General features: G+C 47.5%; 15 protein-coding genes. 10 read left to right on the forward strand and 5 right to left on the reverse strand.

Annotated elements, in window-relative coordinates; translation table 11 throughout:
• The first annotated feature begins 214 nt into the window (after window positions 1-214).
• Window positions 215-1,657, forward strand: coding sequence for a glucose-specific PTS transporter subunit IIBC (ptsG, locus tag ACF8EG_RS01530; protein ID WP_017447155.1), 1,443 nt, complete (start codon window positions 215-217; stop codon window positions 1,655-1,657).
• Window positions 1,658-1,752: 95 nt separating this feature from the next.
• Here the strand turns inward: ptsG and ACF8EG_RS01535 are convergent, their stop codons facing one another.
• A complete protein-coding gene (locus ACF8EG_RS01535; RefSeq protein WP_025443103.1) occupies window positions 1,753-2,199 on the reverse strand; it encodes a DUF302 domain-containing protein in 447 nt (148 codons plus the stop codon).
• Between the two features lie 227 nt (window positions 2,200-2,426).
• On the opposite strand from ACF8EG_RS01535, the gene ACF8EG_RS01540 reads away from it, so the two are divergent.
• The gene (locus tag ACF8EG_RS01540; RefSeq protein ID WP_069505545.1) at window positions 2,427-4,418 is read left to right on the forward strand and encodes a U32 family peptidase; all 1,992 of its coding nucleotides are present in this window, start codon (window positions 2,427-2,429) and stop codon (window positions 4,416-4,418) included.
• A gap of 93 nt (window positions 4,419-4,511) precedes the next feature.
• Here ACF8EG_RS01540 and araH read toward each other — a convergent pair whose 3' ends face one another.
• The 3 genes from araH to ACF8EG_RS01555 are packed head-to-tail and all read right to left on the reverse strand — an operon-like array spanning window position 4,512 to window position 8,088.
• Window positions 4,512-5,501, reverse strand: coding sequence for an L-arabinose ABC transporter permease AraH (araH, locus tag ACF8EG_RS01545; protein WP_005477508.1), 990 nt, complete (start codon window positions 5,499-5,501; stop codon window positions 4,512-4,514).
• A 14-nt stretch (window positions 5,502-5,515) separates the two neighbouring features.
• Window positions 5,516-7,030 (reverse strand): L-arabinose ABC transporter ATP-binding protein AraG, encoded by a 1,515-nt coding sequence (gene araG / locus ACF8EG_RS01550; RefSeq protein WP_005460653.1) that lies wholly within the window; start codon window positions 7,028-7,030, stop codon window positions 5,516-5,518.
• A gap of 56 nt (window positions 7,031-7,086) precedes the next feature.
• Window positions 7,087-8,088 carry an arabinose ABC transporter substrate-binding protein gene (locus ACF8EG_RS01555; RefSeq protein ID WP_005460652.1) on the reverse strand — a complete coding sequence of 334 codons (1,002 nt, stop codon included), beginning with the start codon at window positions 8,086-8,088 and terminating at the stop codon, window positions 7,087-7,089.
• A gap of 371 nt (window positions 8,089-8,459) precedes the next feature.
• Between ACF8EG_RS01555 and ACF8EG_RS01560 the strand changes: the two genes are divergently transcribed.
• From ACF8EG_RS01560 to ACF8EG_RS01590, 7 genes are all read left to right on the forward strand, one after another.
• Entirely contained in the window at window positions 8,460-10,163 is a 1,704-nt protein-coding gene (locus tag ACF8EG_RS01560) for a ribulokinase (RefSeq protein ID WP_206926028.1), read from the forward strand.
• On the forward strand, window positions 10,156-10,896 hold the full coding sequence (locus tag ACF8EG_RS01565; protein ID WP_069505549.1) for an L-ribulose-5-phosphate 4-epimerase: 741 nt from the start codon (window positions 10,156-10,158) through the stop codon (window positions 10,894-10,896). The genes ACF8EG_RS01560 and ACF8EG_RS01565 overlap by 8 nt, the downstream gene beginning before the upstream one ends.
• Window positions 10,897-10,905: 9 nt before the next feature.
• Window positions 10,906-12,399 (forward strand): L-arabinose isomerase, encoded by a 1,494-nt coding sequence (gene araA / locus ACF8EG_RS01570; protein ID WP_069502866.1) that lies wholly within the window; start codon window positions 10,906-10,908, stop codon window positions 12,397-12,399.
• A 46-nt stretch (window positions 12,400-12,445) separates the two neighbouring features.
• Complete coding sequence (locus ACF8EG_RS01575; protein ID WP_025612896.1) at window positions 12,446-12,964, forward strand: hypothetical protein; 519 nt, start codon at window positions 12,446-12,448, stop codon at window positions 12,962-12,964.
• A gap of 56 nt (window positions 12,965-13,020) precedes the next feature.
• A complete protein-coding gene (gene araC, locus ACF8EG_RS01580) occupies window positions 13,021-13,860 on the forward strand; it encodes an arabinose operon transcriptional regulator AraC (protein WP_005460426.1) in 840 nt (279 codons plus the stop codon).
• Between the two features lie 70 nt (window positions 13,861-13,930).
• A complete protein-coding gene (locus ACF8EG_RS01585; RefSeq protein WP_005460424.1) occupies window positions 13,931-14,176 on the forward strand; it encodes a DUF3297 family protein in 246 nt (81 codons plus the stop codon).
• A 276-nt stretch (window positions 14,177-14,452) separates the two neighbouring features.
• The gene (locus tag ACF8EG_RS01590) at window positions 14,453-15,550 is read left to right on the forward strand and encodes a YdcF family protein (protein WP_069502867.1); all 1,098 of its coding nucleotides are present in this window, start codon (window positions 14,453-14,455) and stop codon (window positions 15,548-15,550) included.
• Between the two features lie 77 nt (window positions 15,551-15,627).
• On the opposite strand, the gene ACF8EG_RS01595 is transcribed toward ACF8EG_RS01590, so the two are convergent.
• Window positions 15,628-16,050 (reverse strand): organic hydroperoxide resistance protein, encoded by a 423-nt coding sequence (locus ACF8EG_RS01595; protein WP_015313691.1) that lies wholly within the window; start codon window positions 16,048-16,050, stop codon window positions 15,628-15,630.
• Window positions 16,051-16,175: 125 nt separating this feature from the next.
• On the opposite strand from ACF8EG_RS01595, the gene ACF8EG_RS01600 reads away from it, so the two are divergent.
• Window positions 16,176-16,634, forward strand: a complete 459-nt coding sequence (locus ACF8EG_RS01600) for a MarR family winged helix-turn-helix transcriptional regulator (RefSeq protein WP_069502868.1) — start codon at window positions 16,176-16,178, stop codon at window positions 16,632-16,634.
• Window positions 16,635-16,818 lie beyond the last annotated feature (184 nt).

Genomic DNA, 16,818 nt, shown 5'->3' on the forward strand with positions numbered 1-16,818 from the left:
CAATATGATGCATTCTTAAACGCCCATGCACAATCGAGCCGATTACAATTTTCACTTCTCGGTGTAAGAGATTTGTAAGCGGCCACTTACAAACTGATTGCCTTTTGTAACCTTAGGCGCCGCCTTGCTCGCTATGATCATCCTGACCTTACGTGAAACAACATGACCTGAAGGAATCAGGTCCTACAACACTGGCATTCGTCAGGAGGAAACCATGTTTGCAAGTATATTTGGACAACTACAAAAAATAGGGCGGTCGTTGATGCTGCCTGTGGCGGTGTTACCAGTGGCCGGCTTGATGCTGGGTATTGGTAACGCGGGCTTTGCGTTTATTCCAGACGCGGTCAACAAAGTGATGCTCGCCGCCGGTGAAGGCGTGTTCGGCAACATGCAGTTGATGTTTGCGGTCGGTGTGGCGCTCGGGTTATCAAAAGGCAATGACGGTGCCGCTGCGCTCGCTGGCTTAGTTGGCCTAATTATTATGAACGCATCGCTCGGTATCGTGACTGGTCTGCGCGGCCTAGAAACTGACGCCACCATCATGGGCGTTGAGACGCTGCAAACCGGGGTGTTTGGCGGCATCTTTATCGGTGCGGTCGCGGCAATCATGTACAACCGCTTCTACAACATCAAACTGCCGGAGTATTTGGGCTTCTTCGCGGGTAAGCGATTTGTGCCCATTGTCACGGGTTTATCGGCGATCGTCGTTGGTGCGATTCTCGCGTTTGCATGGCCACCTGTCGGACAACTTCTTGATGCATTCTCTCATTGGGCAGCGTACCAAAACCCTGTACTTGCGTGGGCGGTTTACGGCGCAGGCGAACGTTCTTTACTCCCGGTTGGTTTGCACCACATCTGGAATGCGCCGTTCTTCTTTGAAGTTGGCAGCTATGTAGACCCAGAAACCGGCAAAGAGTTTACTGGTGAGCTCACTCGCTTCTTCGCGGGCGATAAAACCGCAGGTTATCTGTCTGGTGGCTTTATGTACTCCATGTGGGCACTACCAGCAGCGGCACTGGCGATTTACCACTGCGCGTCTCCTGAGCGTAAGAAAATCGTCGGCGGTTTGATGATGTCTGCGGCGTTGACCTCTTGGTTAACCGGTATCACAGAGCCAATCGAATTTACCTTCTTATTCGTCGCCCCAGTGCTGTACGTGATCCATATTTTCCTAACTGGTATTGCGTTTGCGATCACCGCATTTTTGGAAATCAAACACAGTACTGATTTTGCGCACGGCGCGATCCAGTTCTTCCTTTACTACCCAATGTCGAGCAACGCGTGGATGTTCATCATCATCGGTCCAATCTGGGCGACGCTGTACTATGGCTTGTTCCGCTTCCTAATTGTGAAGTTGGATCTGAAAACGCCAGGTCGTGAAACCGACATTGCAGAAGTGAAGATTGCCGGACAGCCTGATGAAATTGCGGTGGATGTAGTAGCAGCATTGGGCGGCAAAGCCAACATCAAGTCAGTCGATGCGTGTATCACTCGTCTACGTGTCTCGGTGAAAGACATCGCTAACGTTGATGTTGCTAAGCTAAAAGCACTTGGCGCGCGAGATGTGTTAGTGATTGGCGACAGTTTACAAGCGATTTTCGGCACGCAGTCTGACTCAATTAAGTCAGAAGTGCACAGCGTACTCGCCACCTCCTGATCTTACCTCCCCCAATCTAGGTAAGATTTGCCAACCTCCTTGTGAGGTTGGCTTTTTCGTTTTTGGGGTAAAAAAAGCGAAGCCAACAACCAGCCCTACTTCGCCGCCGCGTTGGTTAAATTGCCCAGCACGCCGCTGATTTTGTTCAATACCTCGTCGCAGCCTTCAATATGATGGCGCTGCTTTAAATACATAGGATCGTTGTAAGCTAACCACGTTTTGCCTTCAGCATCTTCATACACCAACACTTTTTGGGGTAAATCGAGCGCCACTTGCTGCGCACAGATCATCAGTGGTGTGCCCACTTTAGGGTTTCCAAACACGATAACTTCGGTTGGTCGCAACGTCATATCGACTTTCGTGGCGTTCTCTTGATGGTTAATGCGCGCAAAGACGTTCAACCCTTTTTCTTGCGCGATAGCGACAAATTTATCCGCCGTATCTTTTGCTGAATGCGTGCTCGCAACGGTTACCACACCCTCACCAGCCAACGCACTCAATGACGTCAACGCCACGACCAACCCGATGATTACTTTTTTCATTTGTCGTCCCTTCCTCTCTCTGAGTCGAAAACTAGATATAGAAAAACCAAGTGTAGGAAAACTATAGAAGTCAGATTCCGCTATCGCGAATTGCACTCTACCCACTCAAGAGTCGACCGTGTAACACGGATTAATTGATTCAGATTAATAAAGCGTTAACTAGCTGAGCATCAAAAGCGTGAAATACGTAACATTTGCAGCCTATTTTAGTAAGAAAGAGAAAAGTAGTGACACGCGATCAATTTGAGTTATTAGCACCCGGTGGTGATTTAGATTCCATCAAAGCCGCCATTGCCGCTGGCGCCGATGCAATTTACTGTGGGCTCGACCGCTTCAATGCTCGTAACCGAGCGACCAACCTCACCTTAGATAACTTAAATGGCGTGTTAACGTTAGCCCATCAGCACAGCTGTAAGATTTTCCTAACGTTGAATGTGCTGATTTTAGAAAGTGAAATTCCGGCGATTGTTCGCTTACTCAGCCAACTGAACACCACCAAAATCGATGGCGTGATCGTGCAAGATCTCGGTCTGGCCTACATTCTCAAACATCACTTTCCCGATTTGGATGTGCACGCTTCAACGCAACTGAACACGCATAACGAAGGCCAGATCCTCTTTCTCAACCAGCTCACCGCAAGCCGAGTAAACTTATCTCGCGAACTTAACATCGATGAAATAAAACATCTGGCGCAATTTGGTCGCGAGCACAACGTAATGATGGAAGTGTTTGTCCACGGCTCATACTGCATCGGATTCTCCGGAATTTGCTACATAAGTTCCGCTCGCAATGGTGCATCAGGTAACCGTGGACGCTGCAGCCAACCTTGTCGCGAACAGTACGAAACGACCAAAACAGGCAACAACTACCCACTCAATATGAAAGACAACTCCGCCTTTGGGGACTTGAAAGCGCTTGCCGATGCTGGCGTGTATTCATTAAAAGTGGAAGGACGAATCAAGAAATCGCACTACGTCTATACAGTGGTCGATAATTGGCGTCAGCAAATCGATCGCTTGTGCGAGGGTTTGGAACTCTCTGAAGACACCACCGAGTTATACACGGTGTTCAACCGCGATTTCTCCAACGCATTTTTGCAAGGTGATTTCGGCAAGGCGATGTACATCGACAACCCGCGCGACCACGCTGTAAAGCATTTTTCGAAGGTTTATCAATGCCAGTCTGCTGATGATGTGCAAGCGGTGAAAAAGAAACTCTACGACGACAAAACCGCGATCATTGAGAAAGTGGCAGAGCAAACTAAGTCGTTCGATGTCGCTTCGACAGAAGTATCCGGCAGCAGCTTGAAAGGGTCGATTGATGTGCCAACTCTGCCAGCGTTACCTCAACCAGAAACTCGCCAAGGTGCGCCAAAATTATCGGTTCTGATCTCGTCAGAACAAGAAGCCATGCTGTGCGAATACCAAGACATTGATGTTTACTATCAATTGCCAATGGGATTGTCTGGTGAACTGAGCGCGATGATTGAATTGTTCCAAGCTAACCCAATGCTCAAACCTTGGTTCCCTGCCATTTTGATTGGCGAAGACTACCAAGCCGCTCGTGTATTTTTGGAAACCATCCAACCTGAATTGTTGATCACCAACAACTCAGGCGTCGGCATGATCGCAAAAGAGCTCGGCTTAGGCTGGGTGGCAGGCCCACAAATGAACACGGTGAACTCATACGCGTTTAAATGCCTTCAAGACGAGTTCGCGGCAAGTGGCGCGTTTGTTTCTAACGAGCTGAATATGAAGCAGATGCGCCATATCAAGCGTCCGAAAAACATGCGCAGCTTCTACAGCATTTATCATCCAAATACCCTACTCACGAGCCGCCAATGTTTGTTCCAACAAACCGAAGGATGCCGTAAGGTGAAGGTCAATAAAGGTTGTTTGAAACGCTGTGATAAACGCACGTCTATCATCAACTTAAAAGACAATCCTTACGTGGTGCAAAAACAGAAAGGCAGCCACAATTCAATCTACAGCGAGCACAACGTCTTAAACCTGCAAGTGCTGCACGATCTGCCGCAGTTGTTTACCGATGTGTTGATCGACCTGCGTGATATCCAGACCGAAACGAAAGTCTCAGCAAGCAAACCTGAGTTGATTGACGCGTTCTTAGCTCTACTTGAAGAACACAGCGAACAAACCGTCCAAACGCTGAATGCCATGATTCAACCAACAGCCAACGCGCAGTATTTGAAGGGGTTGTAGGGTTTGATTCGAGAGCTAAACCCAAAACAGCCATGCAATCATGGCTGTTTTGGGGCCTGTGTTCACTTGGAAGGATACCAAGTAGAAAGAGCATTATGCGCGGCTGGTTTGTTTGTAGCGGTCAAAAATAACAGCAGCAAGTAATATTGCACCGCGAACGACGTATTGCGCGAATGGTGACATGTTAAGAAGGTTCATTGCATTTTCGACTGTACCCAAAATCAGCACGCCAGCAATCACGTAAGAGACTTTACCGATACCACCTTTTAGCGACACACCACCAAGGACACAGGCAGAGATAACCACCAATTCAAAGCCCACAGACGTCATAGGCTGACCACTGGTCATACGCGCCGCCAAAATAACCCCCGCCAATGCCGAGATAAAACCAGACACGGTGAAGATAATCATCTTAGTTTTCACTACATTCACACCCGCTAAGCGAGCCGCTTCTTCGTTGCCCCCAATCGCGAGCGTGTTACGACCATAAACAGTGCGATTCAGCAAGAAAGCAAAAACTCCAAAGGTAATGATCGTCAACCAAATAGGCGTTGGGATACCAATAAATGATGAGTTACCCAGTGCAAAGAAGCTCTCTTCTGTGATGCCCACCGCTTTACCATCTGAGATGATGTAGCCCAAGCCTCGTGCTATCTGCATGGTCGCCAAAGTGGTGATCAGTGCGTTGATTTGCAACTTAGCAATGACAAAACCGTTTAACAGGCCAAAGGCAACGCCAGAAAGCAGACCTGCGCCCACACCAAGTACCACGCTGCTAGTTGCGTTGATCGCGACGGCGGTAACCACACCTGAGCAAGCAATGATGGACGCGACCGACAAATCCAGATCACCGCACGCCAAGCAAAACAGCATGGCACACGCCACCATGCCACTCATAGAGATCGCCAAACCCAGACCTTTCATATTGATGAACGTCGCAAAGTAAGGCACAAAGAAAGCACACAATAAAAACAGACCAGCGAACACCATCAGCATGCCGAATCGGTCCCAAATCCCAGCAAAATTCCATGAACGCTTCGCGTCCTGTTGTTCTAGTATTTTCGTAGAGCTTGTTACAGACATAGGATATTCCTTTATTATGCAGCAGCTTGGTTGTTGCCTAGCATGGCTAAACTCAAAGCAGTTTGTTCTTTAAACTCATGGCGCTGTAGTTCACCTGTTACCGCACCTTCTTTCATCACCATTACGCGATCGGATATACCAAGAACTTCTGGCAAATCACTCGACACCACCAGCACAGTGACACCGCGCTCAGCAAGATTGAAAATCAGTTCGTAGATCTCTGATTTCGCACCAACGTCAATACCTCGTGTTGGCTCGTCCAACAAAATCACACTCATATCGGTGGAGAGCCAGCGACCTAAAATCACTTTTTGTTGGTTACCACCAGACAACTGCCCTATAGCCTGTTGTAGTGAGGCGGTTTTAACGTTCAAAGCCTTACGTTGCTGCTCTGCGTTGTCTCTTTCCCATTTGAAATCGATCAAACCGCCCAATTTCAAATTCCATGGACGAGCACTGATGTTGGTGTTCTCTTCCACCGAGAGAATAGGAACGATAGCGTCCGCTTTACGGTCTTCAGGGCATAACGTAATGCCTGCGCGAATCGCATCTTGTGGACTTCTGACACTGATGGGCTGCCCATGAATGTAAATTTGTCCAGCTTGCGCTTTTTCCGCGCCGAAAATGAGACGGGTTAGTTCTGTTCGCCCTGCCCCAACTAAACCAAACAGACCCAGAATTTCACCTTGACGAATATCGAGTGAGACTGGTTGGGTTAACCCTTTTCCTTCAAGGTTTTCAATGCGTAGGCCACTTTCGCCTAGAGAACGCGAACGGTAGTTGTAGATATCGTTGATTTCACGACCGACCATCAGCTCAACCAATTTTTCATGGGTTAAATCGGTCATGTCGTCAAATGTTTGTACATGTGTCCCATCTTTGAAGATGGTAATGGCATCGCACAAATCGAAGATCTCTTCCATACGATGGGAAACGTACAGAATGATTTTGCCGTCATCGCGCAATTCGCGAATAACTTTGAATAAGTTTTGAATCTCGCGTTGAGACAAACTGCTGGTTGGTTCATCAAACGCGATAATCTGAGCATTGCGGCTTAGTGCTTTGGCAATTTCCACCATTTGCCACTGGCCGATAGAAAACTCTTTAAGTGGGCGAGAAGGATCAAAATCCTCCCCCAAACGTTTTAGCTGTTCTCGCGCTCGGGCGTTCAATGTTTCCACATCTACACTGCCACCTTTTGTTGGCAACTGACCTAGGTAGATGTTTTCTGCCACACTAAGCTCAGGTACCAAGTTCAGCTCTTGGTAAATAATGGCGATACCTTGCTCAAGCGCATCAGTCGCTGAGTTGAACACCAAAGCTTTACCATCGACGACCAACTCGCCTTCAGTAGGTTGGTGTAAGCCACTGAGAGTTTTAAGCAACGTTGATTTACCTGCACCGTTTTCACCCATTAGCGCATGAATGCTGCCTTTGTTGGCGCGAAAACTAATGTTGCTCAATGCCTTAACTCCTGGGAAATGCTTCGATATGTTGCAAAACTCAAGGTAAGAAGGGGAATTTATCATGATCATTCTCTCCGTTTCCCGAAAGAGCGGCGGTCATTGCACCGCCGCAAATAGGCTTAAAGACCTTTTTTCTGTAGCTCTTCACGGAAGTTGTCGCGAGTGATCAGCACAACATCGGTGACTTCCACAAACTTCTCTGGCTGCACATCTTCTTTCACCCATTTGTATAGTGATTCGATGCTCTTAAAGCCGTGCACGTCAGGGCTTGGCAATAGTGAGCCAAAGAAACCCGTAGCGTTTGACTTCGCCAATTCATTCACGGCATCGACACCATTAATACCAATACCAATCACGTTTTCAGCGGCAAAACCTTGGCCTTCAGTCGCGCGTACACCACCTAAAACCGTGTTGTCGTTCATACCAACAATCAGCCATTGCTTAACCTTTGGATATTGAACCAACAGTGAGTTAGCGGCATCTAACGCACCTGGGATGTCATTCGTTTTGGTCGGAACACGGTAGATTTGAGATTTAGGAAAGCCAGCATCTTCAAGTGCTTTTACAGAACCATCCACACGGCGACGAGCGGTATCTAGTTCGTCAGCAGTAATGGCCATAACACCTGTTGTAGCGGCATCCCATCCACGATTCGTCATCTCCTTAAACAGCTCTGAGCCCTGACGGTAACCAATTTCACTCGCCGCCATCATCACTAAAGGCACCTCTTTCATCGGTTCGCCTTTCGCGTTTAGAAACTGATCATCAACGGTAATAACTTTCAAATCGTAGCTTTTCGCTTTGGCCATAATCGCAGGGCCAAGCTTTGGATCTGGCGTACAAATGACAAAGCCTTTCGCCCCGCTGGCAGCAAGCGTATCAATCGCATTCAGCGTTTTTTCACCATCAGGCACGGCCATCTTGACCAATTCAAAATCGTATTGCTTCGCTGCTTTTTCCGCAAAAGACCACTCGGTTTGAAACCAAGGCTCTTCCGGCTGCTTCACGAGGTAACCAAGTCTGACGTTATCGTCATTGGAGCCAAAAAAAGCGTTAGCAGAGGCACTGAGCATTGTCATGCCAGATAGGGCAGCGATTGTGAGTAGTTTTTTTAATTTCATTGTTATCCATCCACTGGTAGAGGTGAGTGTTCGCTGTACATATTTGTGCATCCTTGACCATTTGTTAGTGATAAAAATCACAGCGGAAAAATGTAGCAATTTTGTCCATTCATTTAGCTACAGAGGCTATGAAGCAGCTCTCAATTGTGCGACTAGCAACTTTCAAATATCGCTCAAACCCCAAAGCAAACGTTAATCATGGTCGAAAACACTTAATTTTTGAGCAATATATAAAGGTGTTAAAAAGGACACAAAAAACACCCAGTGACGTTTTTGTCCATAAACTTAGCAACCCTATTTATGGGATAACCCACCTGCTCTGGCTATAACAACAAGTAGATTTAGTTTGCTGACCAAAAGTTGGAGTTGTCATGGACACAATAAATACACATCAGCAGCATGTAATTGGTTTGGACTTCGGATCGGACTCCGTACGTGCGCTTATTGTTAATGCCGAAACAGGCCAGGAAGTTTCCTCGTCTGTGGTGTACTACTCACGATGGATGAAGGGGCTATATTGCCAACCCGCGCAATCGCAATTCAGACATCACCCGCAAGATTATTTGGATGCAATGACCAGCGCAATCCAAGAGGTACTGGCGACAGTGCCACAGACTCTGGCCGATTCTGTTGTCGGCATAGGCGTCGACACAACAGGCTCAACACCAGCTCCAATAGATGAAAACGGCACTGTTTTGGCGCTGCTTCCTGAGTTTGAGCACAACCCAAATGCAATGTTCGTCCTCTGGAAAGATCACACATCCGTAGCCAAAGCAGATCGAATTAATGAACTCGCCCATTCGGGAAAATTCACCGATTACACGCGTTACGTCGGCGGTGTGTACTCTTCAGAATGGTTTTGGGCAAAAGCGGCTTGGGTCAGCGAACAAGATGAACAAGTTGCAAAACGTGCTTTCAGCTGGGTTGAGCTGTGTGATTGGATCCCAGCAATTTTGGCTGATACTCAACATCCACAAAAATTGCGTCGTGGCATCTGCGCTGCGGGACACAAAGCGATGTGGCATGAAAGCTGGGGCGGACTACCTGAACAAGCGTTTTTAAGCGCAATTTCACCGACGTTAGACGGTATTCGCAACCGTATGTTCACAGAAGTCTTTACCTCCGATCAGGCGGCCGGGTACCTATCAAAAGCATGGGCAATAAAATTAGGCTTACCAGAAGGCATCGCGATTGCAATCGGCGAGTTTGATTGCCACATGGGCGCCGTTGGTGCCGGTGCTGGTGCCAACGATTTAGTTAAAGTCATTGGCACTTCTACCTGTGACATTTTGATGGTTGAATCACAAAACGTCGGTGACCGCACTATTCATGGTATTTGTGGTCAAGTCGAAGGCAGTGCCATACCCGAGTTGCTAGCACTTGAAGCCGGACAGTCCGCTTTTGGCGACATGTATGCCTGGTTCAAAAACGTCTTAATGTGGCCACTACAGGCTTATGCCGAACACAATCCAGACTTTGCCTTAACTGCCGAAGAAATTGCGTCAGAACTTTTGCCGATGCTCTCGCAAGCTGCCGAGCAGCAAGGTATCGACCAATATACTCCGGTTGCAATGGATTGGCTCAATGGCCGCCGAACCCCTTACGCGAACCAGCGCCTTAAAGGTGCAATATGTGACTTAAACCTTGGTAGCTCATCGCCTGCAATTTTCTCCGCACTCGTAGAATCCACTGCGCATGGCGCAAAAGCGATCGTCGATTGCTTTATAGAACAAGATGTCACTGTCGAACGCGTCATCGCCATTGGTGGCATTGCGCAAAAATCCCCTTACGTGATGCAAATGTGCGCCGATGTGATTGGTCGCGACATCATCGTGGTCGAATCAGATCAATGTTGCGCATTGGGGGCCGCGATTTTTGCAGCCGTCGCAGCTGGCGTTTACCCGACGACCAAATCAGCACAAGCCGTGATGGCAAGTCCTGTTCGTCAAACCTACTCACCAACACCAAAAGTGCAAACATTACGAGCACAGCGTTACGCGACGTATCGCGAACTTGGGCAACACATGGAGCAGATTGCGGAGTTTCACCAATCGCAGGAGCGTGAAGATGTCTGAACAAATCGTCTGGAATGATGCGGACTCATTGGTCGAACGAATCAAAACGCTGCGTCACCAAGTCTGGCAAGCCAATATGGATTTACAACGCCATAACCTTGTGACGTTCACGTGGGGCAATGTGTCAGGCATCGATAGAGAATCTGGATTGGTTGTTATCAAACCTAGCGGTGTTGAGTACTGCGAACTGAATGCTGAAAACATGGTGGTGGTCGATCTGCACGGCCAAGTGGTTGAAGGGAAACTCAACCCATCTTCCGACACGGCCACGCATCTAGAGCTTTATCGCCATTTCCCGGAGATTGGCGGTATCGTTCACACCCACTCTCCTCAGGCAACGGCATGGGCACAAGCAGGCAGGGCCATTCCCGCGTTGGGCACAACTCATGCGGATTATTTCTACGGACAAATTGCGTGCACTCGCGCCTTGAGCGACGAAGAGATCGCACACAACTACGAGCTCAACACTGGCAAAGTCATCGTCGAAACCATCGGTGATTCAAACGTTATGGCGTCTCCCGGAATTTTGGTCAAAGAACACGCACCTTTTACTTGGGGTAAAAGCCCTGCTCAAGCGGTTCACAACGCCGTAGTAGTTGAAGTGGTCGCAGGCATGGCTTTGCAAACACTGCAAATCAATGCCGAGGTAGACACTCTTAACCCTTCGCTTCTCGACAAACATTATTTACGTAAGCACGGCGCGAACGCCTACTACGGTCAAAGCAAAAAATAAGGAAACATGATGAAGATTTTCAACGACAAACAAGTATGGTTTGTAACAGGCTCTCAGCATCTTTACGGCCCACAAGTATTGGAAAGCGTTGCGCAAAACAGCGAAGAAATCATTGCAGGATTAAATTCGTCTGATGACATTTCAGTTTCTATTGCTAACAAAGGCACGGTAAAAACACCGGATGAAATTCTCGCAATATGCCGCGCAGCCAATAACGATCCTGACTGTATCGGCTTGATGCTGTGGATGCACACTTTCTCTCCAGCCAAGATGTGGATTGCCGGCCTAACCCAGCTAAATAAGCCATTTTTACACCTTCACACCCAGTTCAACGCGGCGCTACCATGGGATGAAATCGACATGGATTTCATGAACCTCAACCAAAGTGCGCACGGTTGCCGAGAGTTTGGCTTCATTGGCACCCGTCTGAATATTGAACGTAAAGTCGTAGTCGGACACTGGCAAGAACCGCAAGTGCATAGAGATATCGACGATTGGTGTCGCGCCGCTATTGGTGTGAATGCAGGTCAGCACCTGAAAGTCGCCCGCTTTGGCGACAACATGCGCCAAGTCGCGGTCACAGAAGGCAACAAAGTCTCTGCGCAAATCCAGTTTGGATATGAAGTGAATGCGTACGGTCTTGGTGAGCTCAGTGACGTAGTCAACTCGATATCAGATGCGGATGTAAATCACCAGCTAGATGAATACGCATGCATGTATGAGATGTCTCCAGACTTGTTCAACGACTCTGATTTGAAAAAGCTGATGGCGCAAGAGGCACGTTTAGAGCTTGGGATGGAATCTTTCCTCAAATCTGTTGGAGCAGGCGCGTTCACCAACACGTTTGAAAACCTAACTGGCTTAACAAATTTACCAGGACTAGCAACACAGCGCTTAATGGCTAAAGGTTTTGGTTACGGCGGAGAGGGTGATTGGAAAACCGCAGCGATGACGCACATCATGAAAGTCATGGGGCAAGGCAAACCGGGCGGTACATCTTTTATGGAAGACTATACCTACAACTTCGGCGAAAAAGGGCAAGTGTTAGGCGCTCACATGCTAGAAGTTTGTCCAACTATCGCAGCAGCGAAACCAAGATTGGAAGTTCATCGTCATACCATTGGCTGTCGTTGCGATATTCCACGCTTAATTTTCAGCGGCCAATCTGGTGAAGCGTTAAACGTGTCGATTATTGATCTTGGCGATCGCTTTAGAATGATCGTCAACGTGATTGATACCGTCACACCACCACAGTCACTGCCACATTTGCCTGTAGCTCACGCGCTTTGGGAACCTCAGCCCAACTTAAATATCGCAGCAGCTGCGTGGATTCACGCTGGCGGCGCACATCACGCAGTGTACAGCCAAGCTGTCACATTGCCGATGCTTGCCGACTACGCTGAAATCCTTGGCATCGAAATGGTTGTGATTGACAACAGCACCAACTTACGCCAGTTCAAACAAGAATTGCGTAACAACGGAGTGTATTACCGTCTCGGTTAAACCACACAAATGTGCTCCCGCTTAGGGAGCACTTTGGAGTCAATTAGTGAATGATACAGACGTAGAAACCGTGCCCACTTTTCAACTGGAAAAAACTCGCTGGACGCTCAACCTTTCCACTGAGCAACCAGCGAGTTTCGAGCTACAGCGGGATGGTAAAACGCACTTTATCGGCACCATGGAAGTATTAAACAACGGACAACTCATTGCCGTTCACGATGCTGATTGGCGCTTTAGGCACAAGCCAGAAAAGCTCGAACAATGGTGTCAACTGCACCATTCAGAAACCTTATCCATCAATATGAACTACTACTTTGCTGATGATGCTCTCGTGATCGAGTATTTGGCGAGAAACACGGTTCCAACTCGCCTTGATATCCGTCATACCATCAAACAAGTTGTCGATTCACCTGTCGAAGACAACCAGCAAGCGCGAAGTGCGAAGTGGCAGCACCAAAGAGATGGATTACCAAGTGACTTCTTATCGAAAACCGCTAAGACGGACTTTTTCCGAGAAGCCTTTTCTGCCAAACAATGGATCGTTCTAGAAAACTGTGAGGAATAACGACGACAGTTTTTCCGCTCCAGAATAGACTGATGAAAAAGTAAATTAGTTGAAATATGCAAAACAACGACCCTTTAAAACCCGGCTACAACTTTGACGCACACCTTGTGGCTGGGCTTACCCCCATTATCGAAGGCGACGAGCTCGATTTTGTGATTGATCGTCCGAACGGGATGAAAGGGTTCATCATCAACATCACGAGCCAAGGTGAAGGAACGATATTTCATGGTAATGATGCTTTTGATGTCAAAACCGGGGATTTATTACTGTTTCCACCAAGCGCAACGCACTTCTACCATCGTAAAAAAGACAACGCATCATGGTTTCACCGCTGGGTCTATTTTCGTCCTCGTGCTTTTTGGAATGACTGGTTGTGTTGGCATGAACAACGAAATGGTGTGTATCTGACTCAAGGATTAGATAACAGCACGATTTCTCAGATTGAACGCCTATTCATCGACATTGAGTACATTTCCAAATCAGACATGCCTTATCGAGATGATCTCGCGATTAACTTACTGGAACAACTGCTGATTCGTTGTAAAACCATTCAACCTGATGTGGTAAGCAAACCGTTAGATCCTCGTGTTATTGAAGCGATGAACTACATGACGCAGAACCTGAATCAAAATTTCACACTAGAAGACATCGCTGATTTCACCTGCCTGTCCGCCTCACGCTTAGGGCATCTATTTCGAGATGAAGTAGGCATGACCATTACTCAATGGCGTGACGACCAACGTATTAGCCGAGCGAAACAATTGTTGGTCACCACCAACTATTCGGTCAATCACATTGGTCGTATCGTTGGTTATACCGACCCACTCTACTTTTCTCGCGTATTCAAACGTAAAGCCGGCGCAAGCCCCAAATTGTATCGAGAGCAGATTAGTTGAAGGTTATCTTGAACACTCACTGTGCACTGACTACAATAGCGCACTTTTTTACGGAATTTAGGTCACAAACATGACAGATACAGCAAAACCAGCTCTACCAGATCGCCTAGCAGGTAACCCACGCAGCCCATTCTTCATCAAAGAATGTTTTGAGCACCAAATCGGTATCCGTTTCAACGGTAAAGAGCGCACTGACGTAGAAGAATACTGCGTGAGTGAAGGTTGGGTAAAAATTGCGTCTCCTAAAGCAAAAGACCGTTTCGGTAACCCAATGCTGATCAAACTGAAAGGCGAAGTTGAAGCGTACTACGTGTAAGCAAATCTCGTTCAGTCGAATCTAAAAAGCTCGAGTCTTACTCGGGCTTTTTTAATGCCTACGTTTTGTTGTATTCGCACTGTTTATCTTTTAAACCAAACAGTTACATGACAAATAATTAGTAAACCATTTTCGTGATCCTACTTCGTGTTTTGGCGATAAAGGTCGTTTGGCTCAGCAGCTTTGAGATTCGTTTCACAGTTTATTCATGAGCCAAACCTAGACTGAAAAAATCCACCTTTCTGATTCGAAAAATAACAAAATTAGGATTCACCCATGAAGAAGAACCTCCTGGCTATCGCCCTTGGTAGCGTAATTGCGCTGACAGCAGCCCCTTATTCACTGGCCGCCAACGATTCTACAATCCAATCTTCCGCAGACTACTCGCAACTGGTGACCAAACGTCAAGTTGTCGACCAACTTTTGAATGACGCCGTGGAAGCCTTTAAATCGCCGGCGCGTATCTCTCACGCTGGTTTTACCGCGAAAATGCCAAGCAATATGGAGATCGTTACCGACCGATTGCTAGAAGCTTACCAACTTGAGCCATACCGCACCGACCTACTCATTTCTGCGGCAAATGCGCAGATTTACAACAAGAACGTCGATCGAGCGATTGAACTGTTCGAACAAGCCTTGGCGGTGGCGCCGGACGATGTAGATTTACACGCTTATCTTGCGGTATGGCAGCGCTTTAAAGGCAATCAAGCCGAATCAGATCAACACATGACAACGCTGGCCAAACTGAATGCCGGCAAAGCAGCAGACATCAACCGCATTTTCGACACAGTAGATCGCATTTTGGCAACGCCGCTGAAAGAGAAAGCCGATAAAGGCAAACTGGACGACAAAGGCGCGATTGTTACCTTGGGTTATGCGCTCAATCCCGATGGTTCGATGCATCAAATCTTAGTCGAACGTCTACAAACCACGTTAGCAATGGCGAAAGCGAACCCAGATGCGATAATTATTTTGACGGGCGGCGTACCAAAGAACCACAAAACCGAAGGTAAATTGATGGCGGACTGGTTGATTGAAAAAGGAGTCAGCAAAGACCGCATCATCGAAGAAAACTACGCCACCAGCACGGTAGACAATGCCCTGTTCAGCAGCTACGCCTTGGCGCGCCACAACATCAAACACGCGACCATTATCAGCTCGGCAAGTCACGTGCGTCGTGGTCAAACCTTGTTTGAAATCGCTAGTTGGCAAACTGGCCCGCAGGGCATCACTTTCGACACCGTAAGTTACCCAGACAAACCCCTCAAAGACTTAGCGAAAGCCAGCGAGAGCGAACTACTTGGCATTTACCGCGATGCGCTGCGTACTTACGGTATGTGGAGTTATCGCTCTTACCCGTTGGAGTCGCGTTAACCCTTATCGCCCCATTCAAATCGAAAAAAGCCTGCACGTTCGCAGGCTTTCTTGCATTAGAACAGTGTCTAAAGCGATTAAATCGCTTCACCATTTACTGTAACGGCGACGTCAATGTTGCCACGAACGGCATTTGAGTATGGGCAGACTTGGTGAGCAATGCGCGTCAGCTCTAGTGCTTGTTCTTGTGGTAGGTCTAACTCTGCCGCGAGGCTAACGGTCAACGCAAAGCCACCGTTTTCATTCGGGCCAATGCCTACTTCAGCTGTCACAGGTGCGCTCTTTAGCGCTACTTTTGCTTCACGCGCAACGTGCAAAATCGCGTTAGAGAAACAAGCCGAGTAACCCGCTGCAAACAGTTGTTCTGGGTTCGTTGCTGCGCCTGTGCCACCCATCTCTTTTGGGTAAGCAAGTTCAAGATCCAGCAGACCATCGTTGGTTTTTACTTGACCATTACGGCCAGCCAGAGCAGTAGCTTGAGTTTTGTATAATGTTGTCATGCGAATATCCTCTTTAATTTAAGTTGTGCGCAATTTAATTGCTTGCAACCTTACATCGAAACAACGATAGTTTGCAACTATATTGTGCACAATTTATTTTTATCGCCTTTATCGAGATTAAGCCCATGAGCCAGTGTTACTCCCCAAGTACATTGAATGCAGACGAAAAATTGTTACTAGAGAATCAAGTCTGCTTTCCGCTATACAGCGCTGCTAACGCTGTGATTCGCGCGTACCGACCGTTGTTGGACGCACTTGATCTCACTTACTCGCAGTACTTGGTAATGATGGTATTGTGGGAAAAAGATGGCACAAGCGTAAAAGAGTTGGGCTCACAGCTTCACCTCGATTCAGGAACGCTCACCCCGTTGCTAAAACGCTTAGAAGCAAAAGGCTTTGTGAGCAGAGGAAGAAGTGAAACCGACGAGCGCGTACGCGTATTGAACCTTACTGAAGCAGGCAGAGCACTTAAAGATCAGGCGAAATCCGTCCCTGATGCCATTGCCTGTAAGTTCACGTTGGATCTAGAAGAATTAGTGACGCTAAAAAAGCTCTGCGAGAAAGTGCTCGATAAGCTAAGTTAACCACCAAGCCCTTTATAAACTCTTCTCAATAGCTAAAAGCCTGCCATTGCAGGCTTTATTGATCTCATTGCTTTCAGACACTCTTTCTATTGCCATTCTTCAATAAAACCTATCAACTTCTCGCGTCTATAATCGGATTTCCCTATTAGCGAAAATAGGATTTGTCTATCAATAGGATAGTTAC

This window comes from Vibrio sp. YQ_11 (genome assembly GCF_043103065.1).
GTDB classification, from domain to species: Bacteria; Pseudomonadota; Gammaproteobacteria; order Enterobacterales; family Vibrionaceae; genus Vibrio; species Vibrio parahaemolyticus.